Origin of the sequence: Rhodopseudomonas sp. BR0G17 (genome assembly GCF_010907025.1) — a bacterium.
In the GTDB taxonomy this organism is placed as follows: domain Bacteria; phylum Pseudomonadota; class Alphaproteobacteria; order Rhizobiales; family Xanthobacteraceae; genus Rhodopseudomonas; species Rhodopseudomonas palustris_H.
Map to the genome: position 1 here is coordinate 23,273 of NZ_QUML01000024.1, position 19,461 is coordinate 42,733.

The 19,461-nt window shown below is 61.8% G+C and carries 16 protein-coding genes; 14 read left to right on the plus strand and 2 right to left on the minus strand.

Going from position 1 to position 19,461, the window contains the following annotated elements:
• Positions 1–14: 14 nt before the first annotated feature.
• The 5 genes from DY467_RS17685 to DY467_RS17705 all read left to right on the plus strand — a co-directional run bounded on the left by DY467_RS17685 (position 15) and on the right by DY467_RS17705 (position 5,899).
• A complete protein-coding gene (locus DY467_RS17685; RefSeq protein ID WP_164637888.1) occupies positions 15–1,727 on the plus strand; it encodes a hypothetical protein in 1,713 nt (570 codons plus the stop codon).
• A gap of 194 nt (positions 1,728–1,921) precedes the next feature.
• The gene (locus DY467_RS17690) at positions 1,922–2,239 is read left to right on the plus strand and encodes a hypothetical protein (protein ID WP_164637890.1); all 318 of its coding nucleotides are present in this window, start codon (positions 1,922–1,924) and stop codon (positions 2,237–2,239) included.
• A gap of 554 nt (positions 2,240–2,793) precedes the next feature.
• A complete protein-coding gene (locus DY467_RS17695) occupies positions 2,794–3,156 on the plus strand; it encodes a MobC family plasmid mobilization relaxosome protein (protein ID WP_164637892.1) in 363 nt (120 codons plus the stop codon).
• Positions 3,153–5,453, plus strand: a complete 2,301-nt coding sequence (locus DY467_RS17700; RefSeq protein ID WP_164637894.1) for a relaxase/mobilization nuclease domain-containing protein — start codon at positions 3,153–3,155, stop codon at positions 5,451–5,453. The genes DY467_RS17695 and DY467_RS17700 overlap by 4 nt, the downstream gene beginning before the upstream one ends.
• A 2-nt stretch (positions 5,454–5,455) precedes the next feature.
• Positions 5,456–5,899 (plus strand): hypothetical protein, encoded by a 444-nt coding sequence (locus DY467_RS17705; RefSeq protein WP_205502498.1) that lies wholly within the window; start codon positions 5,456–5,458, stop codon positions 5,897–5,899.
• A 451-nt stretch (positions 5,900–6,350) separates the two neighbouring features.
• On the opposite strand, the gene DY467_RS17710 is transcribed toward DY467_RS17705, so the two are convergent.
• A complete protein-coding gene (locus DY467_RS17710; protein ID WP_349627654.1) occupies positions 6,351–7,706 on the minus strand; it encodes a tyrosine-type recombinase/integrase in 1,356 nt (451 codons plus the stop codon).
• Between the two features lie 523 nt (positions 7,707–8,229).
• On the opposite strand from DY467_RS17710, the gene DY467_RS17715 reads away from it, so the two are divergent.
• From DY467_RS17715 to DY467_RS17740, 6 genes are all read left to right on the plus strand, one after another.
• Positions 8,230–9,012, plus strand: coding sequence for a VOC family protein (locus tag DY467_RS17715; RefSeq protein WP_164637896.1), 783 nt, complete (start codon positions 8,230–8,232; stop codon positions 9,010–9,012).
• A gap of 29 nt (positions 9,013–9,041) precedes the next feature.
• Entirely contained in the window at positions 9,042–10,208 is a 1,167-nt protein-coding gene (locus tag DY467_RS17720) for a M20 aminoacylase family protein (protein WP_164637898.1), read from the plus strand.
• Between the two features lie 170 nt (positions 10,209–10,378).
• Positions 10,379–11,995, plus strand: coding sequence for an ABC transporter substrate-binding protein (locus DY467_RS17725; RefSeq protein ID WP_164637900.1), 1,617 nt, complete (start codon positions 10,379–10,381; stop codon positions 11,993–11,995).
• 24 nt (positions 11,996–12,019) lie between these two features.
• The gene (locus DY467_RS17730; protein WP_107344326.1) at positions 12,020–12,997 is read left to right on the plus strand and encodes an ABC transporter permease; all 978 of its coding nucleotides are present in this window, start codon (positions 12,020–12,022) and stop codon (positions 12,995–12,997) included.
• Between the two features lie 4 nt (positions 12,998–13,001).
• A complete protein-coding gene (locus tag DY467_RS17735; RefSeq protein WP_164637902.1) occupies positions 13,002–13,832 on the plus strand; it encodes an ABC transporter permease in 831 nt (276 codons plus the stop codon).
• Positions 13,829–15,451 (plus strand): ABC transporter ATP-binding protein, encoded by a 1,623-nt coding sequence (locus tag DY467_RS17740; RefSeq protein WP_164637904.1) that lies wholly within the window; start codon positions 13,829–13,831, stop codon positions 15,449–15,451. Before DY467_RS17735 ends, DY467_RS17740 begins: the two co-directional genes overlap by 4 nt.
• Before the next feature lie 54 nt (positions 15,452–15,505).
• Here DY467_RS17740 and DY467_RS17745 read toward each other — a convergent pair whose 3' ends face one another.
• The gene (locus DY467_RS17745; protein WP_164637906.1) at positions 15,506–16,396 is read right to left on the minus strand and encodes a LysR substrate-binding domain-containing protein; all 891 of its coding nucleotides are present in this window, start codon (positions 16,394–16,396) and stop codon (positions 15,506–15,508) included.
• Positions 16,397–16,621: 225 nt separating this feature from the next.
• On the opposite strand from DY467_RS17745, the gene DY467_RS17750 reads away from it, so the two are divergent.
• From DY467_RS17750 to DY467_RS17760, 3 genes are read left to right on the plus strand one after another with little or no spacing between them, the layout of a single operon-like run.
• A complete protein-coding gene (locus DY467_RS17750; protein ID WP_164637908.1) occupies positions 16,622–18,223 on the plus strand; it encodes an ABC transporter substrate-binding protein in 1,602 nt (533 codons plus the stop codon).
• Between the two features lie 11 nt (positions 18,224–18,234).
• Complete coding sequence (locus tag DY467_RS17755; RefSeq protein ID WP_246701571.1) at positions 18,235–18,942, plus strand: cysteine hydrolase family protein; 708 nt, start codon at positions 18,235–18,237, stop codon at positions 18,940–18,942.
• Entirely contained in the window at positions 18,939–19,424 is a 486-nt protein-coding gene (locus DY467_RS17760) for an L-2-amino-thiazoline-4-carboxylic acid hydrolase (RefSeq protein WP_164637912.1), read from the plus strand. Before DY467_RS17755 ends, DY467_RS17760 begins: the two co-directional genes overlap by 4 nt.
• Positions 19,425–19,461: the final 37 nt, after the last annotated feature.

The following is a 19,461-nucleotide window of genomic DNA, read 5'->3' on the forward strand; positions in this document are numbered from 1 at the left end:
TCCGAGGTAGTTCAATGGTCGCTTTCAATCCTGCATCTGTCAATCGGTCTCGTCGACGCGGTGATATCGCGCGCGATGGTTTTGATCGCGACATCTCGATCGATGTATCCAACCGCCGTTCTTTCGCGTTGCCGGTGCGCACTGCTGAAAGACTCGACATCTACGGCGATACCACGACGACCGCCGCAAGGCGGTCGCTTGTCAGTAGAGGTGACACGTTTCTCTCAAAGACAACAAATGAGGTCGTTAACGACAACAAACCTGATGACTCGTCTGCATTTATTGGGGTTGATGATGATAGTCCATTGACGACGACGAAGGGCCGATACGATCTACGTCACGCGATCGCATCGCTCCTACGTCCGAACGATGGGACACGCGGACCGGCGGTTTGCGGATGCGGCCTTAGCGGTCATAACGTGGACGACGTTGCAGTACATCTAAATGAAAATGGGCGGGCTTACGTCAGCGGCGTTTATAGATGCGATAGTGCTTGGCTTTGCCCAACGTGCGCGCCGCGCCGCGCCTTTGAGATTCAAGACCGTCTCACGGCTGCGACGCAGGCGTGTATCGAAAACGGCGGTTCGATCTGGTTCATCACGCCGACCGTTCGACGAGTCCGCGATCAACCCTTGGCAGAAATGAAAAAAGGATTCCAGGCAGCATGGCGTGAGTCTCGCCAGGGCGCGGGATGGACCAAACCCGCGGCGGCGGCCGGAATCCTCGGCCTTACGAACGTCGTTGAAGCGCCGTGGAGTCCTGTCACCGGCTGGGGTCTTCATGGTCATACTCTTGTATTTTTCGATCACTGCGATGCTGATCGTGCTCGCAACGCCTGCGAATTGCTGATCGGTCGTTTTCTCGATCGCCTCCCGGATCACGGTCTATCCGGGACGTGGTCCGCGCAGGACGCTGAAGAATGTCGCGACGCGCAGAATGCTGCAAATTACTGCGGCAAAGTCGCCGCTGAACTCGCCCACGGCTGGGTGAAGAAGGGGCGCAAGCTGGTCTCCACCAGCGTCCACCCGTTCGCGTTGGCGGCGCGCGCCACCATGAAGACGGCTGACGGCAGCTACATCGACGTTCCCGGCCTTGAGCGGGTATCTCCGAAGCGCTGTAAGGCGCTTTGGCAGGAGTATGCCGCCGCCATGCCCGGCACCCGCCTCGGCGTGATCTCCGCCAGCCTAGCAAGGAAGCTCGGCATTGAACCGTCCGCCGACGACGAGGAAGGTGGTGTCCAGCAGATGTTGGAACAGGACCAGCTCGGTACCATTCCGGCGCCTACTTGGAATCGTCTGGTCCGCCGGGCTCTTGCGGGCACGTTCCTGTCCAAAATCGAAGCCGATGTCGATACCGAAGACGGTTACGGATGGGAGGAAGTAGAGGCATGGGCGCTGGACGCCGGGAAGGAAGACAAGCCGGGCGACGACGAATTCCTGCGGCGCGATCCTATCAAGCACGACGAACTCCGCACGCCATTGTCACACGATCTCGCTGCTCAGTGCGATGCGGCCACTAGGACCATGCTGACTCGCAACGTCGCCCATCGCATCCGCCGCGCACCGGCTGTCGGCAAGATCAGCGAGGTCATAGAACGATATGTCGGCTCCATGCGTGGAGAAGGTCATCCGGAGGCCGCACTGCCGACGCCGTCAGACGTCGTCGCTGAAATCGCGCGCATGAGCGGGCATTACGGCGAGAGCTGCACTCGGCTACGCGCAGCATGACCGCGGCATCTCGCCGCGGATGTCTAGTCGAATCCTTTCGCGACAAGGATTCGCGACGCATTCGTAAAAAAAAATCGCAAGGATCGAATCCTTCGAATCCTTACCAAGGCCTGGGGCACAGTGACTTTGTGAGTTTTGACCTAGCAACGAAAAGGCGCTTATTCGTCGCCTCATCAAAGGAGGAGGAGTTATCGATGAGTACGATGAGCAACGTTGTTGTCCCATTTCCTGGATTCGACGAGTTCGTAAATATGACTTGGCATTTCTTCATTGACGAGCCCGACAAGAATGGCGGCCGCATTGAGACCTATCTAGGAGACACACGGGTGGTCTGTGGATACGCCGAACTCTTCACAGGCGCACGATTGAAGTCCGCCTCCGTTGTACGCGAAGGCGATCGGTGGCTGTGGGAGGCTGAAGGGCGCCGCGGCGCGGACTACGGCTCCGTCGACACGCTCGCGGCTGCGGTGGCAGCAGCTGAAGCAAGCATGAAAAGAGCCTTTGGTCACTGATTAGAAGGAGGAGAATGATGGCTAGAAATTACGATCCGAAATGCGGAGAACTCGCTGAACACTTTTTGACGGATGGCCGAGGCGCCCTGAATCTGACGCCCGCAAGGCGGGAGGCGTTGGCAGAGGCGATCCAGGACGCCATTGAGGATTGGCTGATTAACAATCCTTGCGTACTTCGTCCTCGGATCGCTGGGTAGACTCATCTCAGATGGAAGAACTCTGAGGTACGACTTCAAGCAGTGCTAGCAGTCTGGGATGCGACTTGCGACCTTGAGGAAACTAAGCTGGCGGACTCCGGGAGGTGCAGGCGCCATTCGACCAGGGCGTGAAAATCTCCCTCATTTGGGAAGAGGTGATCCCAGAATTTCTACACCAACTCAAACAACGAGCATGCACAGAGGCCCGATAGCCGGGCCTCTTCTCGTTTGTTAGCATCTTGTTTCATTCCGCCGGTCGCCGCACGCTTTTGAGGTAGCCAGCAATGTCCGGTGCTACCGCACCGAACGCTGGTCAGGGGGCAAAGCCCCCGTGAACCCCCGAAGGAAGACGCGACGATGGGATCGGAGACGCGACAAAAAACGGTGACGACGACGATCAGGCTGACCCCTGACGAACGTGCAGCCGTTGCCGCCGCGGCCGACGCTCAGGGGCTTGGCCCGTCAAGTTTTGCCCGTGTCGCCACCCTCCGCGCCGCAGGCCGAACGCCACCCGCCATCCGGAAACGCCGCGACGCCGTCGCGGGCGTCATCGGTCCTGTTCTTGGTGAACTCGGTCGCATCGGCTCGAACATCAACCAGATCGCCCGCGTTGCCAATTCCACGAAAAACGCAACGGCTATTGTCGCTGCGGGTTGCCTGCGCGCAGACCTTGAAAAGCTGACAACCGCCGTCTTGGCGCTGAAAGGATCATCCGGATGATCCTGACCACGACGAGGCACGGCCGCACCAAGCGCGACGTCAAAAACCTGCTGGCTCATCTGTCCAAGCAATTGAATCAGACGTCGCGTGTCATCCGGATCGATGGCGTTCCCGTTTCGAACGCGGACGACGCCATGAAGTACATGCAGGCAATGCGGGACGCTTCCCGCGCCACTGTTGCCTGCCATCACATTTCGATTTCCCCAAGAATTCGCCTGACCGACGAACAGGTTGACGAGGCCGTCCAGCGCATCCTGTCCGCCATGGGTGCCGAGGATCACGCATACGTCCTCTGGAAACACAGTGAAAAGGCTCGCGCTTCCGACGATGTGGCCGATGAGCATTATCACCTGGTCGTTGGTCACATCGGCCCCGATGGTCGCGCCCTTCGCGATTCCATGTCGTTCGCGCGCCTGGAAGCCGCCGGCAGAACCCTTGAAGTCGATTTCAACGAGCCGCTGACGCCGTCCCGCATGACGTCATCCGTTGCGAAGGAATTGCGCCGTATCGGCCGCGATGACGTGGCCGATATGCTGACCAAGCCGCCGACACCACCGACGTCTGCGATGTCATCACGAACCCGCGCAAAGGCCGACAGGCAGGGGCTGGACCTTCCTGCCGCACAAGCGGACGTCCGCGCCGCATGGGCGGCATCGGACGGTCCATCCGCATTCAGGGCTGCACTCGCTCAATCCGGATACGAGGTTCATCCCGGAAAGCGGCCGAGCGTTTTCGCCATTACGAAAAACGGCATCGACGTCGGTGCCCTTGACCGCATCGTCAAAGAGAAACGCGCGGCCGTTGCCGCACGGATGAAGGAGGAAGAAAATGACAGAAGTAGTAAGAAAGCCCCGCAACGCGAAGGAAGCGATCTATCTCGAAGCCCGCGGCGCCCGTCAATCATCGGAGAAGCTGTTGCCGCTGCTCAAGCTAATCGACGACGACGATTCGGAAGGCCCGGGCCCGATCGACGAGATCAAGGGAGTCTTGACCGCGATTATCGAAATCCTCGCGAAGCAAAATCAGGACCTCGCTCACATCAAAAGCGTTTGCGAGAGAATGTCGCCGCCGCCCGACTCCGCGGAAGCGATTTCCACGCATTGAGGATGGCGGCGAAAGCCGTCGCCAGCGGCCGTGATGTCCGGACGCCGCGTCGACGTCTTAAAGAGCGGGCCGCCATCGTGTCTTTTCGTTCCATTGGCTTCGCAGACGTCGCGCCGATCGTCGCGAAGGTGGCCGCCGGCAGCATGTTGGATCACAGTGATCTTGATGCGTTGATGGAGGCCCGTATGAAAACACTGAAGCCCGCGAAAGCTCTAGATTACAAAGCCACGTTGCTTGCCGAGATCGCGCCGCGTGGCTTCGATGCGTCAGCCTTCTCTAACGACATCCATATGGTGAAGATGCCAGGCCCGGGCCGCTCGACCGCACGAGTGATGACTCGGGATGGTGGCTGGATCGAAATCGATACTAAATCAGGGAAAGCAATCAGAACGTGGGGCAACACCGGCCGCGCCAACGTTATCGCGCAGGCCCTTGCAAACGTTCTCGGCGTCGAGGTCGAACACCGCGCAAAGACGGTGTCTGTCGGTGCGGATGCCGAAGCCTTGCACGTAACAAAACTGTCCGAAGACAAGGTTAAATCGCTGACGATGTGGTGGGCGGCGCTTGGTTATGTTGCCGTTGCAGCATCCGATGGATGCTGGATCGATGCCGGACATTCGCGCATCAAGGACGTCGGAGATCATCTTGAGATACATGGCGGCCTCACCGACGAGGCGATTGCCGTCACTCTCCTGAAAGCCAAAGAGGCTTGGGGCGGTGGCGTGTACCTGGACGGTCGTTGGACGCCTGCGGAACAGGATCGCATCTGGATCGCGGCACAACGCCAAGGAATCGACGTCGCCAATTGCGCGCCATCGGCAAAGATTCAGGCGGCATGGCAACGGGAGCAAGACGCAGCAGCGAAAAACGTCAGAACGATTTCGTCCGTCCGGTCCGCGATCGCAGATGCCGCCGACCTTCGCGATGCCGCAGCAGGCGACGACGACGCGATGGGCCGCCTGCCGGAGCCGTTGCAAGCTTTCGTCAGTTCATATCTCGACGATGACCAACGAAAAGAACTTGCTACCAAGTCTGTTGCCGATGTCGCCGGAGCACTTCCTCGTTTTCGGCAACTCGGTGCGGATGAACTCGCTACCTACGAACGGCGCACGGGCCGCAAGTTCGTTGCCCCGAAACCGCGACGTCGCGACAACGACCGCGATCGCGACAACGAAAACGGACTGGATATGTGATCATGGTCGCACCGCATGTTCTCAGGCGTTACGTCATCGACCGCGCTTCCGGAAGATCGCCACGGCATGAATGGGCTTTCTATGCTGAGGATCTCGGCGCATGGATTCTGGCGGACGAAATGACAGCGCGACGTCACGAACACCACAAGCGCATCCGCGTTGAGGGGCGAGAGTGGTGCGACATTCTCGGCCATCGCGCAGACGTCCGCGACGACATGCCCCTGCAAGTGTTCTTTCTCACGATCGATCCGGAAGACTGGCGGCGCCTTGAGATCGCAGTTAGACAGGCTCCAAAGCGTTGCCTGCGGGATTGGAGAGCATCCGGCGCCCGCATCATGGCAGCCGTCACACCCGAAACGGCTGCGCCCGTTCCAGAGACACCGGGGCCGCTCGACGGATGGCCCGAGAAGCGCGGCGAAGGCCAACGCTCGATGCTCCCGCGTTGATCTGAGTGGGGCTTTTTCCCCGTGGGCAATCATCCACGCCGACCCGATGAAGGCCAAAAACCACCGCGCAAACCTGTCTATTTTGGGACACTTCGGCCAATAAGCCAAAACGGTATTATGGAACTACCGTCAATACTCCCGGAAGGGAGGAAAATAGTCTCGCCGGCACGGCCTGAGAGACTTCATTCCTAATCATTCCGGAACAAGAGATTGCTGGAACGGGGTCGCCCGGGGTTCCCCGCCGCTCTCCCCAGTTCGATGCTCCAGACGGCACGGTGCGGGCCGCGGGTCCCGCACCTGGGCGCCTGCGGCACCCACCGTCTTCCCGCATAGAACTGGGGCCCCGACGCGGCGGTGACGCCTGATCCGCGCGCTTGTCCCCTCCGCCGACCTATCGGTCGCGGTCCCGCCCCTGCGGGGACGGGACGGGGCACAAGCTTATGCGCGCGGATCAGGCGTCAACCCCGGCCTCGGTTTCTTTGGCGTAAGTAACGACGTCGGCGGGGAATAACTTCGCCCGCTGTTCGGCAGGAGTCGGATTCAGGTATCGCATGAGGACGGCTACGGTCTTGTGTCCGCTTTGTCGCATCAAGGTTTTCAAATCGGCTCCACGCGCTGCCATTCTCGATAAGGCTTCGTGACGAAGATCATGGATTCTCAAATCCGGGCATTTCGCGGCTACCCTGATTTCGTTACGCCAAGCATTTTCAGCAACCCATGACGAGAACCTGAAAACCTTGGTGTCATCGGGTTCGCCCTCCGTCAGTGCGAGCAGACCGGCGTAGGCGCGATCAGAAATCGCAACGTGGCGTGCGGTGTCGTTTTTTGAGTCCGGAATGACGACGAACCCACGCTCCCGTCGAATCCATGCGCACTGGATCGACATCGCTTCCCCGAGACGCATTCCGGTATCTAAAAGGAGCGGAAACAGGGCCTTCCATTGACGCGACGTCATCTCTTTGTCGAGGCCGTCAATGGCCTCAGTAATCGCCGTTTCCTCGCCTTCGCGGAGCCGTCTTTCCCGATGTCCGGATGGCTGCGGCACGCCACGCCGACGCTTCCGAAGCGAGGCAATCGGGTTCGTGATATCAACGGCCTTTTCATGGATGAGCCATTCATACACGGCCGAGATCGTGTTGAGGTTGTTCCTTATCGTCGATGCCGATTTCCCGTCCTTCTCGCGGGCGTCACGGAAGTCCGCAAAGTCCGAAACGGCCAGATCCCGGATGCGTTTTTTTGCGAAATCTTCCCGCGCGAGCATCTGGAGCATTGCAGCTTCCTGTGACGATCCTTTCTTTTCAGGCGTCACCTTCAATCGGTAATCGTCAAGCGCCTCCGCAAACCGCTTTTCCGGCCATCCGAGTGGTCCATAGGCTTTGGGTTCGAGGCGAGGATCACGCCAATTGCCAAGCTTCATCGCGGACTCTGTTGCCCGCAACCACAGCTTGGCGTCATCCTTTTTCTTGAACGTTTGACTGAAGGATTTCGATGCCGCCGGTCCTTGGAAAGTGTCCGGAAGGCGCGCGGTCGCGGTCCACTTCTTACCGCGCTTTATCAGGCTGGACATGGCGTTTTTCGTCCCAATCTGCAACAATACAGCAACAAATACGAAGAACCGCCAAAAAAATACAACTTCATCAATGATTAACATCGGTCTTGAAAACCGGCGTGCCCGCAAGGGTACCGTGGTTCGAATCCCCCCCCTTCCGCCAGCCTTACCGATTTGCGCGCCGTCGCGCGATATAATGCGAAATTCCAGTGTAAAGCCGTCGATGGTCGCTTGGGCGACATATTTGGACACCGGCACCAGCGGATGCCTTCATTCAGCTTTCTGGAGAGTCTCATTCTTCGGATGGCTAAGTCATCTCATAAGGACAGCCGTTAACCTGAGGCAGGAACTGCCAAGTCGCGACGTCTGGCTCGCGCAGATGCCCTGTCGATCATAATTCGACGAACTGCGGAGCAACGGGGATTGCGGTCTCTGCGACGAAGTTGATCGAGCCCCGGGTGAAGACAACCGCTATCACCGACAAGCCCCCCCGTCTCGGTGCAGCAATAGCGCCACCGCCCAATTGCAGCTGATGCGGACGCGGATTGGTCCTGCGACAGAGATTGGCACCACGGGCATCACTGGATCCGACCCCAGTCAATCTCCGACACCCCAGGCAAGATCGCAGCTTCGGCGTGTGTGAAGCACACTATTCAACGAACTTCCGGCACACCACTATTGCTACAAGTGACAGGCATCCAAGGGATGCGCTGGCAAACAATTGAACATGGTGAGAGATATCTGAGCTATTGTGCACGGGCATGCCTAAAGAGGGACTGAAATGGGATTTCAGATTGATCACGTTGTCGTCGCCGTCGCCAATCTCGACCAGGCCATTGCCGACTATCGCAGCCTCGGCTTCACCGTGGAGGCCGGCGGCGAGCATCCTGGACGGGGTTCGCGCAACGCATTGGTTGTGTTCGGCGATGGTTCGTATTTCGAATTGATTGCCTTCGACCGTCCCGCACCCGACTTCCGCTGGTGGCAGGTGCTCGACCGCTCCGGCCCGGGCCTCGTCGACTACGCACTGCTGCCGCGCAATATCGATGCGGACGTCGCAGCGGCGCAGTCTCGCGGTCTGGACTTCGAGAATCCGGAAGACGGCGGACGAGAGCGTCCCGATGGAGAGCGGCTGATTTGGAAGACCGCACGCTCGAAGCAGAGCGACACCCCATTCTTCTGCGGCGACGTCACGCCGCGGGCCTTGCGCGTTCCGGAGGGCGCCGTGCGGCAGCACCCCAATGGTGCTCTGGGCATTGGTAATGTGGTTGTTGCGGTCACGGACATGGACCGGAGTGTCGGTCGGTACGCGGCGCTGTTTGGAGAGCCTGCTGCCGACGTCCATGCGTTGCCTGGACTGGGCGTCCGGATCGCGCATCTTCCCGCGGATCGCAGCACCATCACCCTCATCACCCCCACGGCCGAAGGTCCGGCCGGTCAGCGTGTCGCCGCGCACCTTGAGTCACGCGGCGAAAGCCCGTTCGCGATCGGGCTGAAAGGTGCTCCTCCGACGACGCTCGACATCACGCTGTCGCACGGCGCGCCGCTCGAATTCATCGGCTGACTCGTCCGCTCAATGGAGATCATCACAGCATGACCATCGATCCCCGCATCACCACCATCGCGGATGAAGCGATCGTCTGGCGCCGAGACATCCACGCTCATCCGGAACTCATGTACGACCTCGACCGCACCTCGGCTTTGGTCGCCGATCTACTGCGTCAGTTCGGCTGCGACGAGGTGGTGACGGGGCTGGGGCGAACCGGCGTTGTCGGCCTGGTACATGGTCGGGGTCGTAGCGCCAATCGCGCTATTGGCCTCCGCGCCGACATGGACGCGCTTCCAATCGAGGAAGACACCGGCGTCGCTTACGCATCGCAGACGCCTGGCAGGATGCACGCTTGCGGCCATGATGGTCACACCGCAATGTTGCTCGGCGCAGCCAAGCATCTGGCCGCCACGCGAGACTTCAACGGCTCGGTGGCATTCATCTTCCAGCCGGCCGAGGAAGGCGGCGCCGGCGCCAAGGCGATGATCGAGGACGGTCTTTTCAGCCGTTTCCCGATCGACGAGGTCTATGGCATGCACAACAAACCCGGCCTTCCGATCGGACAGTTCGCCACCCGCGCGGGCGCGGTCATGGCATCGACCGACCGCATTGAAATCGAGATCGAGGGCATCGGAGGTCACGCCGCACGGCCGCAGTATTCGATCGATCCGGTTGTGGTCGGGGCGCAGATTGTCACCGCGCTGCAAACGATCGTATCTCGAACGCTTGACCCGCTCGCTTCCGCGGTCGTTTCGATCACCAACTTCCATGCCGGCTCCGCATTCAACGTCATCCCGCAGAAGGCCAATCTGATCGGCACCGCACGCGCGCTTGATGGCAAGGTTCGTGACCGGCTGGAGGCCCGCATCGCGGAGCTCTCAACGCTGATTGCCCAGGCTCATGGGGCGACGGCCCGGGTCACTTACGAGCGCGGCTATCCGGTGACCTGCAACCACGCTGAACAGACCGCTTTTGCAGCGGATACGGCCGCTGCCATCACCGGCAACGACCAGGTCGATCGCGATCTTGCCCCGATGATGGGCGCCGAGGACTTTTCCTACATGCTCGAACAGCGCCCAGGCGCGCTGATCTTTCTCGGCAATGGTGACAGCGCCGGGCTGCATCACCCGAGCTACGATTTTGCCGATGCTGCGATTCCTTATGGCATCGCCTACTGGTCTAAGCTGGTGGAGCGCGCGCTGCCTTTATGAGCAGCGCATTTCCGTAATCAATGAAAGAATAAACCTGCGGCGGCCGCAATCGATGGAACGAAATCACCCAGAGAGCGGAAAAATCAGCATGGTTTGAATGTGTCTCACAAAGTATCGTCCCGGACCGCCAGCCGTTTTGCACCGCAATCACAAGCATTCCAGGAGAAGCGATGCCCCTCTCGCGGATCGAGATTAGCCGCCGCACTGCGCTACTGACGTCGGCCGCGATCGCCGCCAATGTGATCAACCCGATGCGCGCCTTCGCCCAGGAGACGCCGCGCAAAGGTGGCGTGTTCAACGTCCATTATGGCGCCGAACAGCGACAGCTCAATCCGAGCCTGCAGGCCTCGACCGGCGTCTACATCATCGGCGGCAAGATCCAGGAACCGCTGGTCGACCTCGACGCGGCCGGCAACCCGGTCGGTGTGTTGGCGGAAAGCTGGGAATCCACGCCCGACGGCAAGACCATCACCTTCAAGCTGCGCAAGGGCGTGACCTGGCACGACGGCAAGCCGTTCACCTCCGAGGACGTCGCCTTCACGGCGATGAACATGTGGAAGAAGATCCTCAACTACGGATCGACCCTGCAGCTGTTCCTCACCGCGGTCGACACGCCCGATCCGCAAACCGCGATCTTCCGTTACGAGCGGCCGATGCCGCTCAACCTGCTGCTGCGCGCGCTGCCGGATCTCGGCTACGTCTCGGCCAAGCACATCTACGAGACCGGCGACATCCGCCAGAATCCGGCCAACCTAGCGCCGGTCGGCACCGGCCCGTTCAAGTTCAACAAATACGAGCGTGGCCAGTACATCATCGCCGACCGTAACGACAATTACTGGCGGCCAAACGCCCCCTATCTCGACCGCATCGTCTGGAAGGTGATCACCGACCGCGCCGCGGCCGCGGCGCAGCTCGAAGCCGGCGGACTGCAGCTCAGCCCGTTCTCTGGTCTGACGATTTCCGACATGGCTCGGCTCGGCAAGGACAAGCGCTTCGTCGTCTCCACCAAGGGCAACGAAGGCAACGCCCGCACCAACACCATCGAATTCAACTTCCGCCGCAAGGAGCTGTCGGACATCCGCGTCCGCCGCGCCATCGCGCACGCCATCAACGTCCCGTTCTTCATCGAGAACTTCCTCGGCGACTTCGCCAAGCTTGGCACCGGCCCGATCCCTTCAACCTCGACGGACTTTTATCCGGGCCCGAACACGCCGCAATATCCCTATGACAAGCAGAAGGCGATTGCCCTGCTCGACGAGGCCGGGCTGAAGCCCGGCGCCGGCGGCAACCGGCTGTCGCTGCGGCTGCTGCCCGCGCCGTGGGGCGAGGACATCTCGCTGTGGGCGACCTTCATCCAGCAGTCGCTCGGCGAGGTCGGCATCCAGGTCGAAGTGGTGCGCAACGACGGCGGCGGCTTCCTCAAGCAGGTCTATGACGAGCACGCCTTCGATCTCGCCACCGGCTGGCACCAGTATCGCAACGATCCCGCGGTCTCGACCACGGTGTGGTATCGCTCCGGTCAGCCGAAGGGCGCGCCCTGGACCAACCAATGGGGCTGGGAAGACCCGACGATCGACAAGATCATCGACGACGCCGCGACCGAAGTCGATCCCGCCAAGCGCAAGGCGCTGTATGCCGACTTCGTCACCCGCGCCAATACCGAGCTGCCCATCTGGATGCCAATTGAGCAATTGTTCGTCACCGTGATCACCGCGAAGGCGCGCAATCACTCCAATACGCCACGCTGGGCGTCGTCGACCTGGCATGATCTTTGGCTGGCCGAATAGCGCCAACTCCGCCAGTATAGCTGCATGCGTATCCTGAACCTCGCGGGGCGGCGGCTCGCCGCCTCGATCCCGACCTTGTTTCTCATCCTGATCGGCATCTTCCTGCTCCTGCAATTCGCGCCGGGCGACACCGTCGACGCGATGATGGCACAGATGGGTGGCGGCGACGCCGCGACCGCGCGCGAACTGCGGCAGTTCTACGGGCTCGATCTGTCGATCCCGATGCAGCTCGGCCACTATCTGTGGCGGCTGGTGCGGTTCGACCTCGGCTTCTCGTCGATCTACGGCAAGCCGGTCGCGAGCGTGATCCTCGAACGGCTGCCGCCGACGCTGCTGCTGATGACCGCGTCGCTCTCGTTCGCGTTCTTCGCGGGCCTCGTGCTCGGCGTGGTCGCCGCACGCGGCGTCAACAAGTGGCCGGACACCCTGATTTCGACGCTGGGCCTGATCTTCTACGCGACCCCGTCGTTCTGGTTCGGGCTGATGGCCATCGTGGTGTTCTCGGTCTATCTGCAATGGCTGCCGGCAGGCGGCTTCGAGGACATCGGCCAAGCGGCGACCGGGCTTGCGCGAACGCTCGATATCGCGGCGCATCTGGTGCTCCCGGCGCTGACGCTCGGGCTGATCTTCCTGGCGATCTACTTGCGCATCATGCGGGCCTCCATGCTCGAAGTGCTCAATCTCGATTTCGTTCGCACAGCACGCGCCAAGGGACTCGACGAGACCCGCGTCGTCGTCCGCCATGTGCTTCGCAACGCGCTGCTGCCGATGGTGACTCTGATCGGCCTGCAGGCGGGCACCATGCTGGGCGGCTCGGTGGTCGTCGAGAGCGTGTTCTCGCTGCCGGGCCTCGGCCGACTTGCATATGAATCGGTCGTGCAGCGCGACCTCAACACGCTACTTGGTATCGTGTTCGTCTCGGCGCTCCTGGTGATCGCCGTCAACTTCCTGGTCGACCTGCTCTACGCCCGCCTCGACCCACGCATCTCGTCGGGGACTTGACGCGATGGATGCACTCAAACGCTACTTCCGCAGCCCGGCCGCCATCGTCGGCCTGATCCTGTTGCTGCTCGTCATCGGCATGGCAATCAGCGCCGGCTGGATCTATCCGCGCGATCCGCTGGCGCTAGCCGGCCGCCCCCTGATTTGGCCATTCAGCAATCCGCGTTTCTTGCTCGGCACCGACAATTCCGGCCGTGACATCGCCGCCCAGATCTTCCACGGCGCACGGATCGCGCTGCTGATCGGCGGCGCCGCCACCGTGATCGCTATTCTCATCGGCGTGCTGATCGGCGCGTTCGCGGGCTATTTCGGCGGCTGGGTCGACACCGTCCTGATGCGAATTACAGAGGCATTCCAGACCCTGCCGAACTTCGTGCTGCTGCTGGTGCTGGTCGCGGTGTTCGGCTCGACGCTGACGACGGTGACGATCGCGGTCGGCATCGTGTCGTGGCCGGCGCCAGCACGACTGACGCGTGCCGAATTCCTCAGCTTGCGCAATCGCGAGTTCGTGCAAGCAGGTCGCACGCTGGGCATGAAGGATCTGCAGTTGATCCTCGGCGAGATCCTGCCCAACGCGCTGCCGCCGGTGATCGTCTATGCCAGCGTGGTGATGGCGGTGGCGATCCTGCTCGAGAGCGCACTGGCCTTCCTGCGGCTGTCAGATCCGAATGTCGCCTCCTGGGGCAATCTGATCGGGCTCGGCCGCGACGTGTTGCGCGTCCAATGGTACGTCGCCGCGATCCCCGGCATCGCCATCTTGATCACCGTGCTGGCGGTGTCGCTGGTCGGCCAGGGCCTCAACGATGCGCTCAACCCGAGGCTGAAGGGCCGATGACCACGCCCGCAGTTCTCACGCTCGACAAACTCAGCGTCCGGCTGCCCGCCGGCGCCGACCGGTCGCACGCGGTGCGCGAAGCATCGCTGACGATCGCCGCCGGCGAAATCCTTTGCGTGGTCGGCGAGTCCGGCTCCGGCAAATCGATCATGGCGAACGCCGTGATGCAGCTCCTACCCGGCGGCGTCGCCCTCGATGGTGGCTGCGTGCTGTTCGAGGGGCGTGACCTTGCGCAGGCCAGCGCCTCGGAAATGCGCAAGGTTCGCGGCGCAGGCATCGCCATGGTGTTTCAGGAGCCGATGACCGCGCTCAATCCGCTGCGCACCATCGGTGATCAGATCGGCGAGATGTTCTCGATCCATACCGATCTGTCGAAGCGTGACATCAAGGCCAAGGTGCTGGCGCTGCTGACCGACGTGCGCATCCCCGATCCGGCGCGTGCCGCCGGCGCGTATCCGCACGAGCTCTCCGGCGGCCAGCGCCAGCGCGCCATGATCGCGATGGCGCTAGCGCTCGATCCCAAGCTGCTGATCGCCGACGAACCAACGACCGCGCTCGACGTCACCACACAAGCGCAGATCCTCACTCTGATCCGCGAACTCCAAAGCCGGCGCAACACGGCGGTGCTGTTCATCACCCATGATTTCGGCGTCGTCGCCGAGATCGCCGACCGCGTCGTGGTGATGCAGCACGGCGTCATCGTCGAACAGGGCAAGGCCGACGACGTGCTGAACCGGCCACAGCATGCTTATACGCGGCAACTGATCGCGGCGGTGCCGCCGCTGACCGCCCCGCCTCCGCGTCCGTTCGGCAGCGACACGGTCCTGAGCATCGACAACGTATCGAAGACGTTCCGCACCGGCGGCTTTCTCGGCCGCGGCGCGCGCGTCACCGACGCAGTCAAGAACGTCTCGCTGAAATTGCCGAAGGGAGCGACCCTCGGCATCGTTGGCGAGAGCGGCTCCGGCAAGTCAACGCTGGCGCGCTGCATTATCCGGCTGCTCGATCCAGACGCGGGCTCGATCCTGCTGGACGGCCGTGACTGGGCGACGATGCCGCGCGAGCAGGTGCGGCGCGAAACGCGCTACATGCAGATGGTGTTTCAGGACCCGTTCGCCTCGCTCAATCCGCGGCACAAGGCCGAGGAGCTGGTCGCGCAAGGCCCGATCATCCACGGCACGCCGCGCAAGCAGGCGATCGCCGAAGCCCGCAAACTGTTCGAGCTGGTCGGGCTCGATCCCGCCGCCGGCGACCGGCTGCCACACGAATTCTCTGGCGGTCAGCGCCAACGGATCGGCCTCGCCCGTGCGCTGGCGCTGAAGCCCGACGTGCTGATCGCGGATGAAGCCGTATCGGCGCTCGACGTTTCGGTGCAAGCGCAGGTTCTCAAGCTGCTGACCGGCTTGCGCGAGCAACTTGGGCTGTCGATTATCTTCATCACCCACGATCTGCGCGTCGCCGCGCAGATCTGCGACCTCGTCGCCGTGATGAAGGACGGCGCTGTCGTCGAGCACGGCCCCGCCGGTAACGTCTTCAACGCCCCGCAGCACCCCTACACGCAAGCCCTGCTCGCCTCGATCCCTGGCGGAGATTTCGCGCGCTGCCACGCGGTGACCTAGCCGAGCTACGGACCAGATCGTCGCCTGCCGGCAGCTCCACGTGGATGGGTGCCGCTAGCCAGAATGCCGACAACGATCGATGATCCAACTGACAAGGCGCCCTTCTGCCTCCGACAACGGCTGCTCAACGAGGTGACAGAGGTAATAGTCTCGGCCATCCTCAATCTGATGGTCGAAGAGGCGTGACAGCCCTCCTTCGTCGACAAAGACATCGACGAGCGAGGGACGCAGCAGAGCGATGCCCAGACCATCCAGCGCCGCCTGCAAGGCGAGATTGCCGTCCTCCACCAACAGCCCGGTGCCGGGCTCGCCCTCGATGTGGTGTAGATCCCACCATTGCTGCCAACCGCCGAAGTCCTGATCGTGAATCAGCGTGTAGTTCTGCAGCAATTTCGGATCGGTGGCCGCTTCCCGATGTCGGGCCAGGAAGGCCCGGCTGCAATACGGCGCGATTGCGCCGGATAGAATCCGATGAGCTTTGTAGCCCTTCCAACTGCCCTCGCCGAACCGAACCGACAGATCCGCGGAATCGCTGACGTAGTTGCGATGGTGGGTGTAGGAGATGCTGAGATCGATATCCGGATTCCGATCCAAAAACTCCTGGATATGACGGAATAGCCAGGCCCTGGCGAACAGCGGGATGACGCCGAGCCGAACCTGCGTACTTCGGCTGCCCTCCCGAAGCTGATCAGTCGCGCCGCGCAGGACGGCGAACGCGGTGCGAACCGAGCGAAAATACTCGCGCCCCGCGTCGGTCAAAACGAGGCCCCGCCCCTGACGCCGCGTCAGCGGCTGCCCCATGAAGTCATCGAGCACGGCAAGTTGATGGCTGATCGCCGAAGGCGAGACCCCCAGTTCACGGCCAGCGGCGGTGGCGCCGCCGAGCCGTGCGACCGCTTCGAAGGCGCGCACCGAGGTCAGTGGGGGCTCGCCGCGCTCAATCATCTTCACCCCTCATATATTGAATAATTCTCATAATTATCAGCTATTGACGGTTAAAAATCCGGATATATCCTTGATTTATGTGAGAAAAATTCAACTACAAAGATGATCGGAGAGAGTAATTCCTTCTCCGCGTCTGTTGAGCCCGCCCGCCCCGGCTAGCGCACCGTCTCGGTCGAGACATTGCCGGCCGCACGAACATCGCATCCGCTGAACGGAGCCGAAACCATGACGATGCAGCACCTCTCACGACGCGCCTTCCTCTCCTCGGTCGCTTTTGCCGCCCTCGCCGTCACCCAGCCCAGCATCGTTCATGCGCAGGACGCTCCTATCCGGGGTGGCGTCTTGAACGTCCACATGAATGCCGAGCAGCGCGTGCTGAACCCTGCGATCCGGGCATCGGTCGATGTTTACCTGGTCGGTAGCAAGATCGTCGAGCCGCTGGTGGATCTGGACGATCAAGGCCGCCCGGTCGGCGTGTTGGCGACAGCCTGGAAAACGTCAGCCGACGGCAAGACGATCACCTTCAACCTGCGTGAGAACGTCAAATGGCATGACGGCAAGCCGTTCACATCGGCAGATGTTCAGTACACGGCGATGGAGCTGTGGAAGAAGTACCTGAACTACGGCTCGACCTTGCAGAAGAGCCTGCAAGCGGTCGATACGCCGGACCCGCTCACGGCCGTGTTCCAGTATTCCGAACCGATGCCGCTGGACCTGCTGCTGCGCGCTTTGCCCGACCTCGGATATATCGCGCCGAAGCATATCTATGAGGGCACGAATATTCTCGAAAACCCGGCGAATATCGAGCCGATCGGGACTGGCCCGTTCAAATTCGTGAAGTACGAGCGCGGTCAGTACATCATCGCCGAGCGCAACCCGGACTACTGGCGCAAGGGCTTCCCGTATCTCGACCGGATCGTGTGGAAGTTCATTCCCGACAAGACCGCTGCGGCGATGGCGTTGGAAACCGGCTCGGTGGACCTCAGCGCCTACACGTCGTTGACGTTGTCGGACATCAATCGGCTGCGCGAGCACAAGGATTTCATCGTCTCCACCAAGGGCAACGAAGGCAACGCAGTGCAGAATACGGTGGAGTTCAATTTCCGCCGCAAGGAGCTGGCGGATATTCGCGTCCGCCGCGCCATCATACACGCGATCAATACCGACTTCTTCATCGAGAACCTGCTCTATGGCTTCGGCAAACGCGGCCAGGGCCCGATCCCCCAGTCGTCGGACTTCTTCGTCGCAGGCGCGCCGGATCTGAAATACGACGTCGCGCTCGCCAATAAGCTGCTGGACGAGGCTGGATATCCGCGCACCAACGGGCAACGCTTCAAGCTACGACTGCTGCCCGCACCGTGGGGCGAGGACGTCAGCTCCTTCGCCACCTTCATCCAGCAATCGCTGACAGAGGTCGGCATTCAGGTCGAGATCGTACCGCGTGATGCGGCCGGCTTCTTGTCCGACGTGTACCGCGATTGGAATTTCGACCTGGCAACCGGACGCCACCAGTACAGGAGCGACCCTGCGGTCAGCACGACGGTCTGGTATCGCTCCGGCGCCACCAAGGGAGCGCCATGGACCAACCAATGGGGCTGGCAGGATGCCGAGATCGACCGGGTGATCGACAAGGCCGCAATCGAGCTCGATCCGCAGGCACGCAAGCGGCTCTACGCCGAATTCGTCAAGCTGGCGAACACAGAGGTGCCGGTCTGGATGGCGACCGACCGCGAATTCATTACGGTCACGAACAAGAAGCTGCGCAATGACCGCAACACCCCGCGCTGGCCTTCGAGCAGCTGGTATGACCTGTGGGTGCAGAAATGAGGAACGTCCCGTTGAAACTCAACTCCACCCCCTATCCGTTTCCGCTGCACGGCCCGCTGACGACGCACAACACCGCGCTGCTGGTCATTGATGTCCAGGGCGATTTCTGCGCCGAGGGCGGCTACATGCACCAGTTCGGCTTCGACCTCTCCGCCCTGCAGCGGCCGATCCCCGTAATCGCCCGCGTGCTGGCGGCCTGCCGCGCGGTCGGCATGCCGGTGATCCATACCCGCGAGACCTTCAAGCCCGACCTTTCGGACGTCCAGCCGCATCGGCTCTGGCGCGGCATCGACGGCAAGGGTGTGGCGGTCGGCGACGAGGGGCCGAAGGGACGCTACCTGATCGAGGGTGCCGAGTGCTGGCAGATCATCCCGGAGCTCGCGCCGCAGGATGGAGAGCCGGTGTTCGACAAGCCGTCCTACGGCGCCTTCGGCTTCACCGGCATCGAGAAACATCTGCGGGAGCGCGGTATCACAAACCTGATCCTGACCGGGCTCACCACCGATTGCTGCATCCACACCAATGTGCGCGAGGCGCTCGATCGCGGCTTCGACTGCCTGACGCTGGCGGACGGCACCGGCGCGTGTTTCGAGGCGGTTCACGAGGCGGCGATCCAGTTGCTGATCAAGAAAAGCGGCGTGTTCGGCGCCGTCGCCGAGAGTCCGGCGCTGCTCGAGGCGCTGCAGCGACTGCCGGTCGCAGAGGCGGCTTCATCATGAGTGGGGAGCAGGAACTCGGCATCCTCGCCCGCCGGCGGATCGAGGCCGGCGTCATCAAGCCGATCTACGAGACGCTATGTGCGCATCTCGGCAAGGAGCGGGCTCAATCGCTGATCGGCGAGGCCATCGCCAAGACCGCGGTCGAAGCCGGCCGCGACTTTGCGGCACGCGTGCCGGGCGGAGCGGATATCCGCAGCTTTGCGGAGCTGCAAAGGCTGTGGACCCAGGACGACGCGCTGGAGGTCGAGGTCCTGCGCGCGGACGATCAGGGCTTCAGCTACGACGTGCATCGCTGCCGCTATGCCGAGATGTATCGCGAGATGGGTCTCGGCGAGATCGGTCATCTGCTGTCGTGCAACCGGGATGCCGGTTTCATCGAAGGCTACGATCCCCGCGTCGAGCTGACCCGCACAAGCACCCTGATGTCGGGCGGCGCGTGTTGCGATTTCCGATACGAAGTCAAAGCCGGCGCAAAGACGTAATCGGCCGGCGCGGCAGAACAGGTTCGTCCGCGCCTCG

Coding starts and splice junctions, on each gene's coding strand:
- DY467_RS17700 (WP_164637894.1), top strand. CDS start 3,153: ATGATCCTGACCACGACGAGGCACGGCCGCACCAAGCGCGACGTCAAA.
- DY467_RS17720 (WP_164637898.1), top strand. CDS start 9,042: ATGACCATCGATCCCCGCATCACCACCATCGCGGATGAAGCGATCGTC.
- DY467_RS17705 (WP_205502498.1), top strand. CDS start 5,456: ATGGTCGCACCGCATGTTCTCAGGCGTTACGTCATCGACCGCGCTTCC.
- DY467_RS17695 (WP_164637892.1), top strand. CDS start 2,794: ATGGGATCGGAGACGCGACAAAAAACGGTGACGACGACGATCAGGCTG.
- DY467_RS17715 (WP_164637896.1), top strand. CDS start 8,230: ATGGGATTTCAGATTGATCACGTTGTCGTCGCCGTCGCCAATCTCGAC.
- DY467_RS17690 (WP_164637890.1), top strand. CDS start 1,922: ATGAGTACGATGAGCAACGTTGTTGTCCCATTTCCTGGATTCGACGAG.
- DY467_RS17750 (WP_164637908.1), top strand. CDS start 16,622: ATGACGATGCAGCACCTCTCACGACGCGCCTTCCTCTCCTCGGTCGCT.
- DY467_RS17730 (WP_107344326.1), top strand. CDS start 12,020: ATGCGTATCCTGAACCTCGCGGGGCGGCGGCTCGCCGCCTCGATCCCG.
- DY467_RS17740 (WP_164637904.1), top strand. CDS start 13,829: ATGACCACGCCCGCAGTTCTCACGCTCGACAAACTCAGCGTCCGGCTG.
- DY467_RS17685 (WP_164637888.1), top strand. CDS start 15: ATGGTCGCTTTCAATCCTGCATCTGTCAATCGGTCTCGTCGACGCGGT.
- DY467_RS17745 (WP_164637906.1), bottom strand. CDS start 16,396: ATGATTGAGCGCGGCGAGCCCCCACTGACCTCGGTGCGCGCCTTCGAA.
- DY467_RS17725 (WP_164637900.1), top strand. CDS start 10,379: ATGCCCCTCTCGCGGATCGAGATTAGCCGCCGCACTGCGCTACTGACG.
- DY467_RS17760 (WP_164637912.1), top strand. CDS start 18,939: ATGAGTGGGGAGCAGGAACTCGGCATCCTCGCCCGCCGGCGGATCGAG.
- DY467_RS17735 (WP_164637902.1), top strand. CDS start 13,002: ATGGATGCACTCAAACGCTACTTCCGCAGCCCGGCCGCCATCGTCGGC.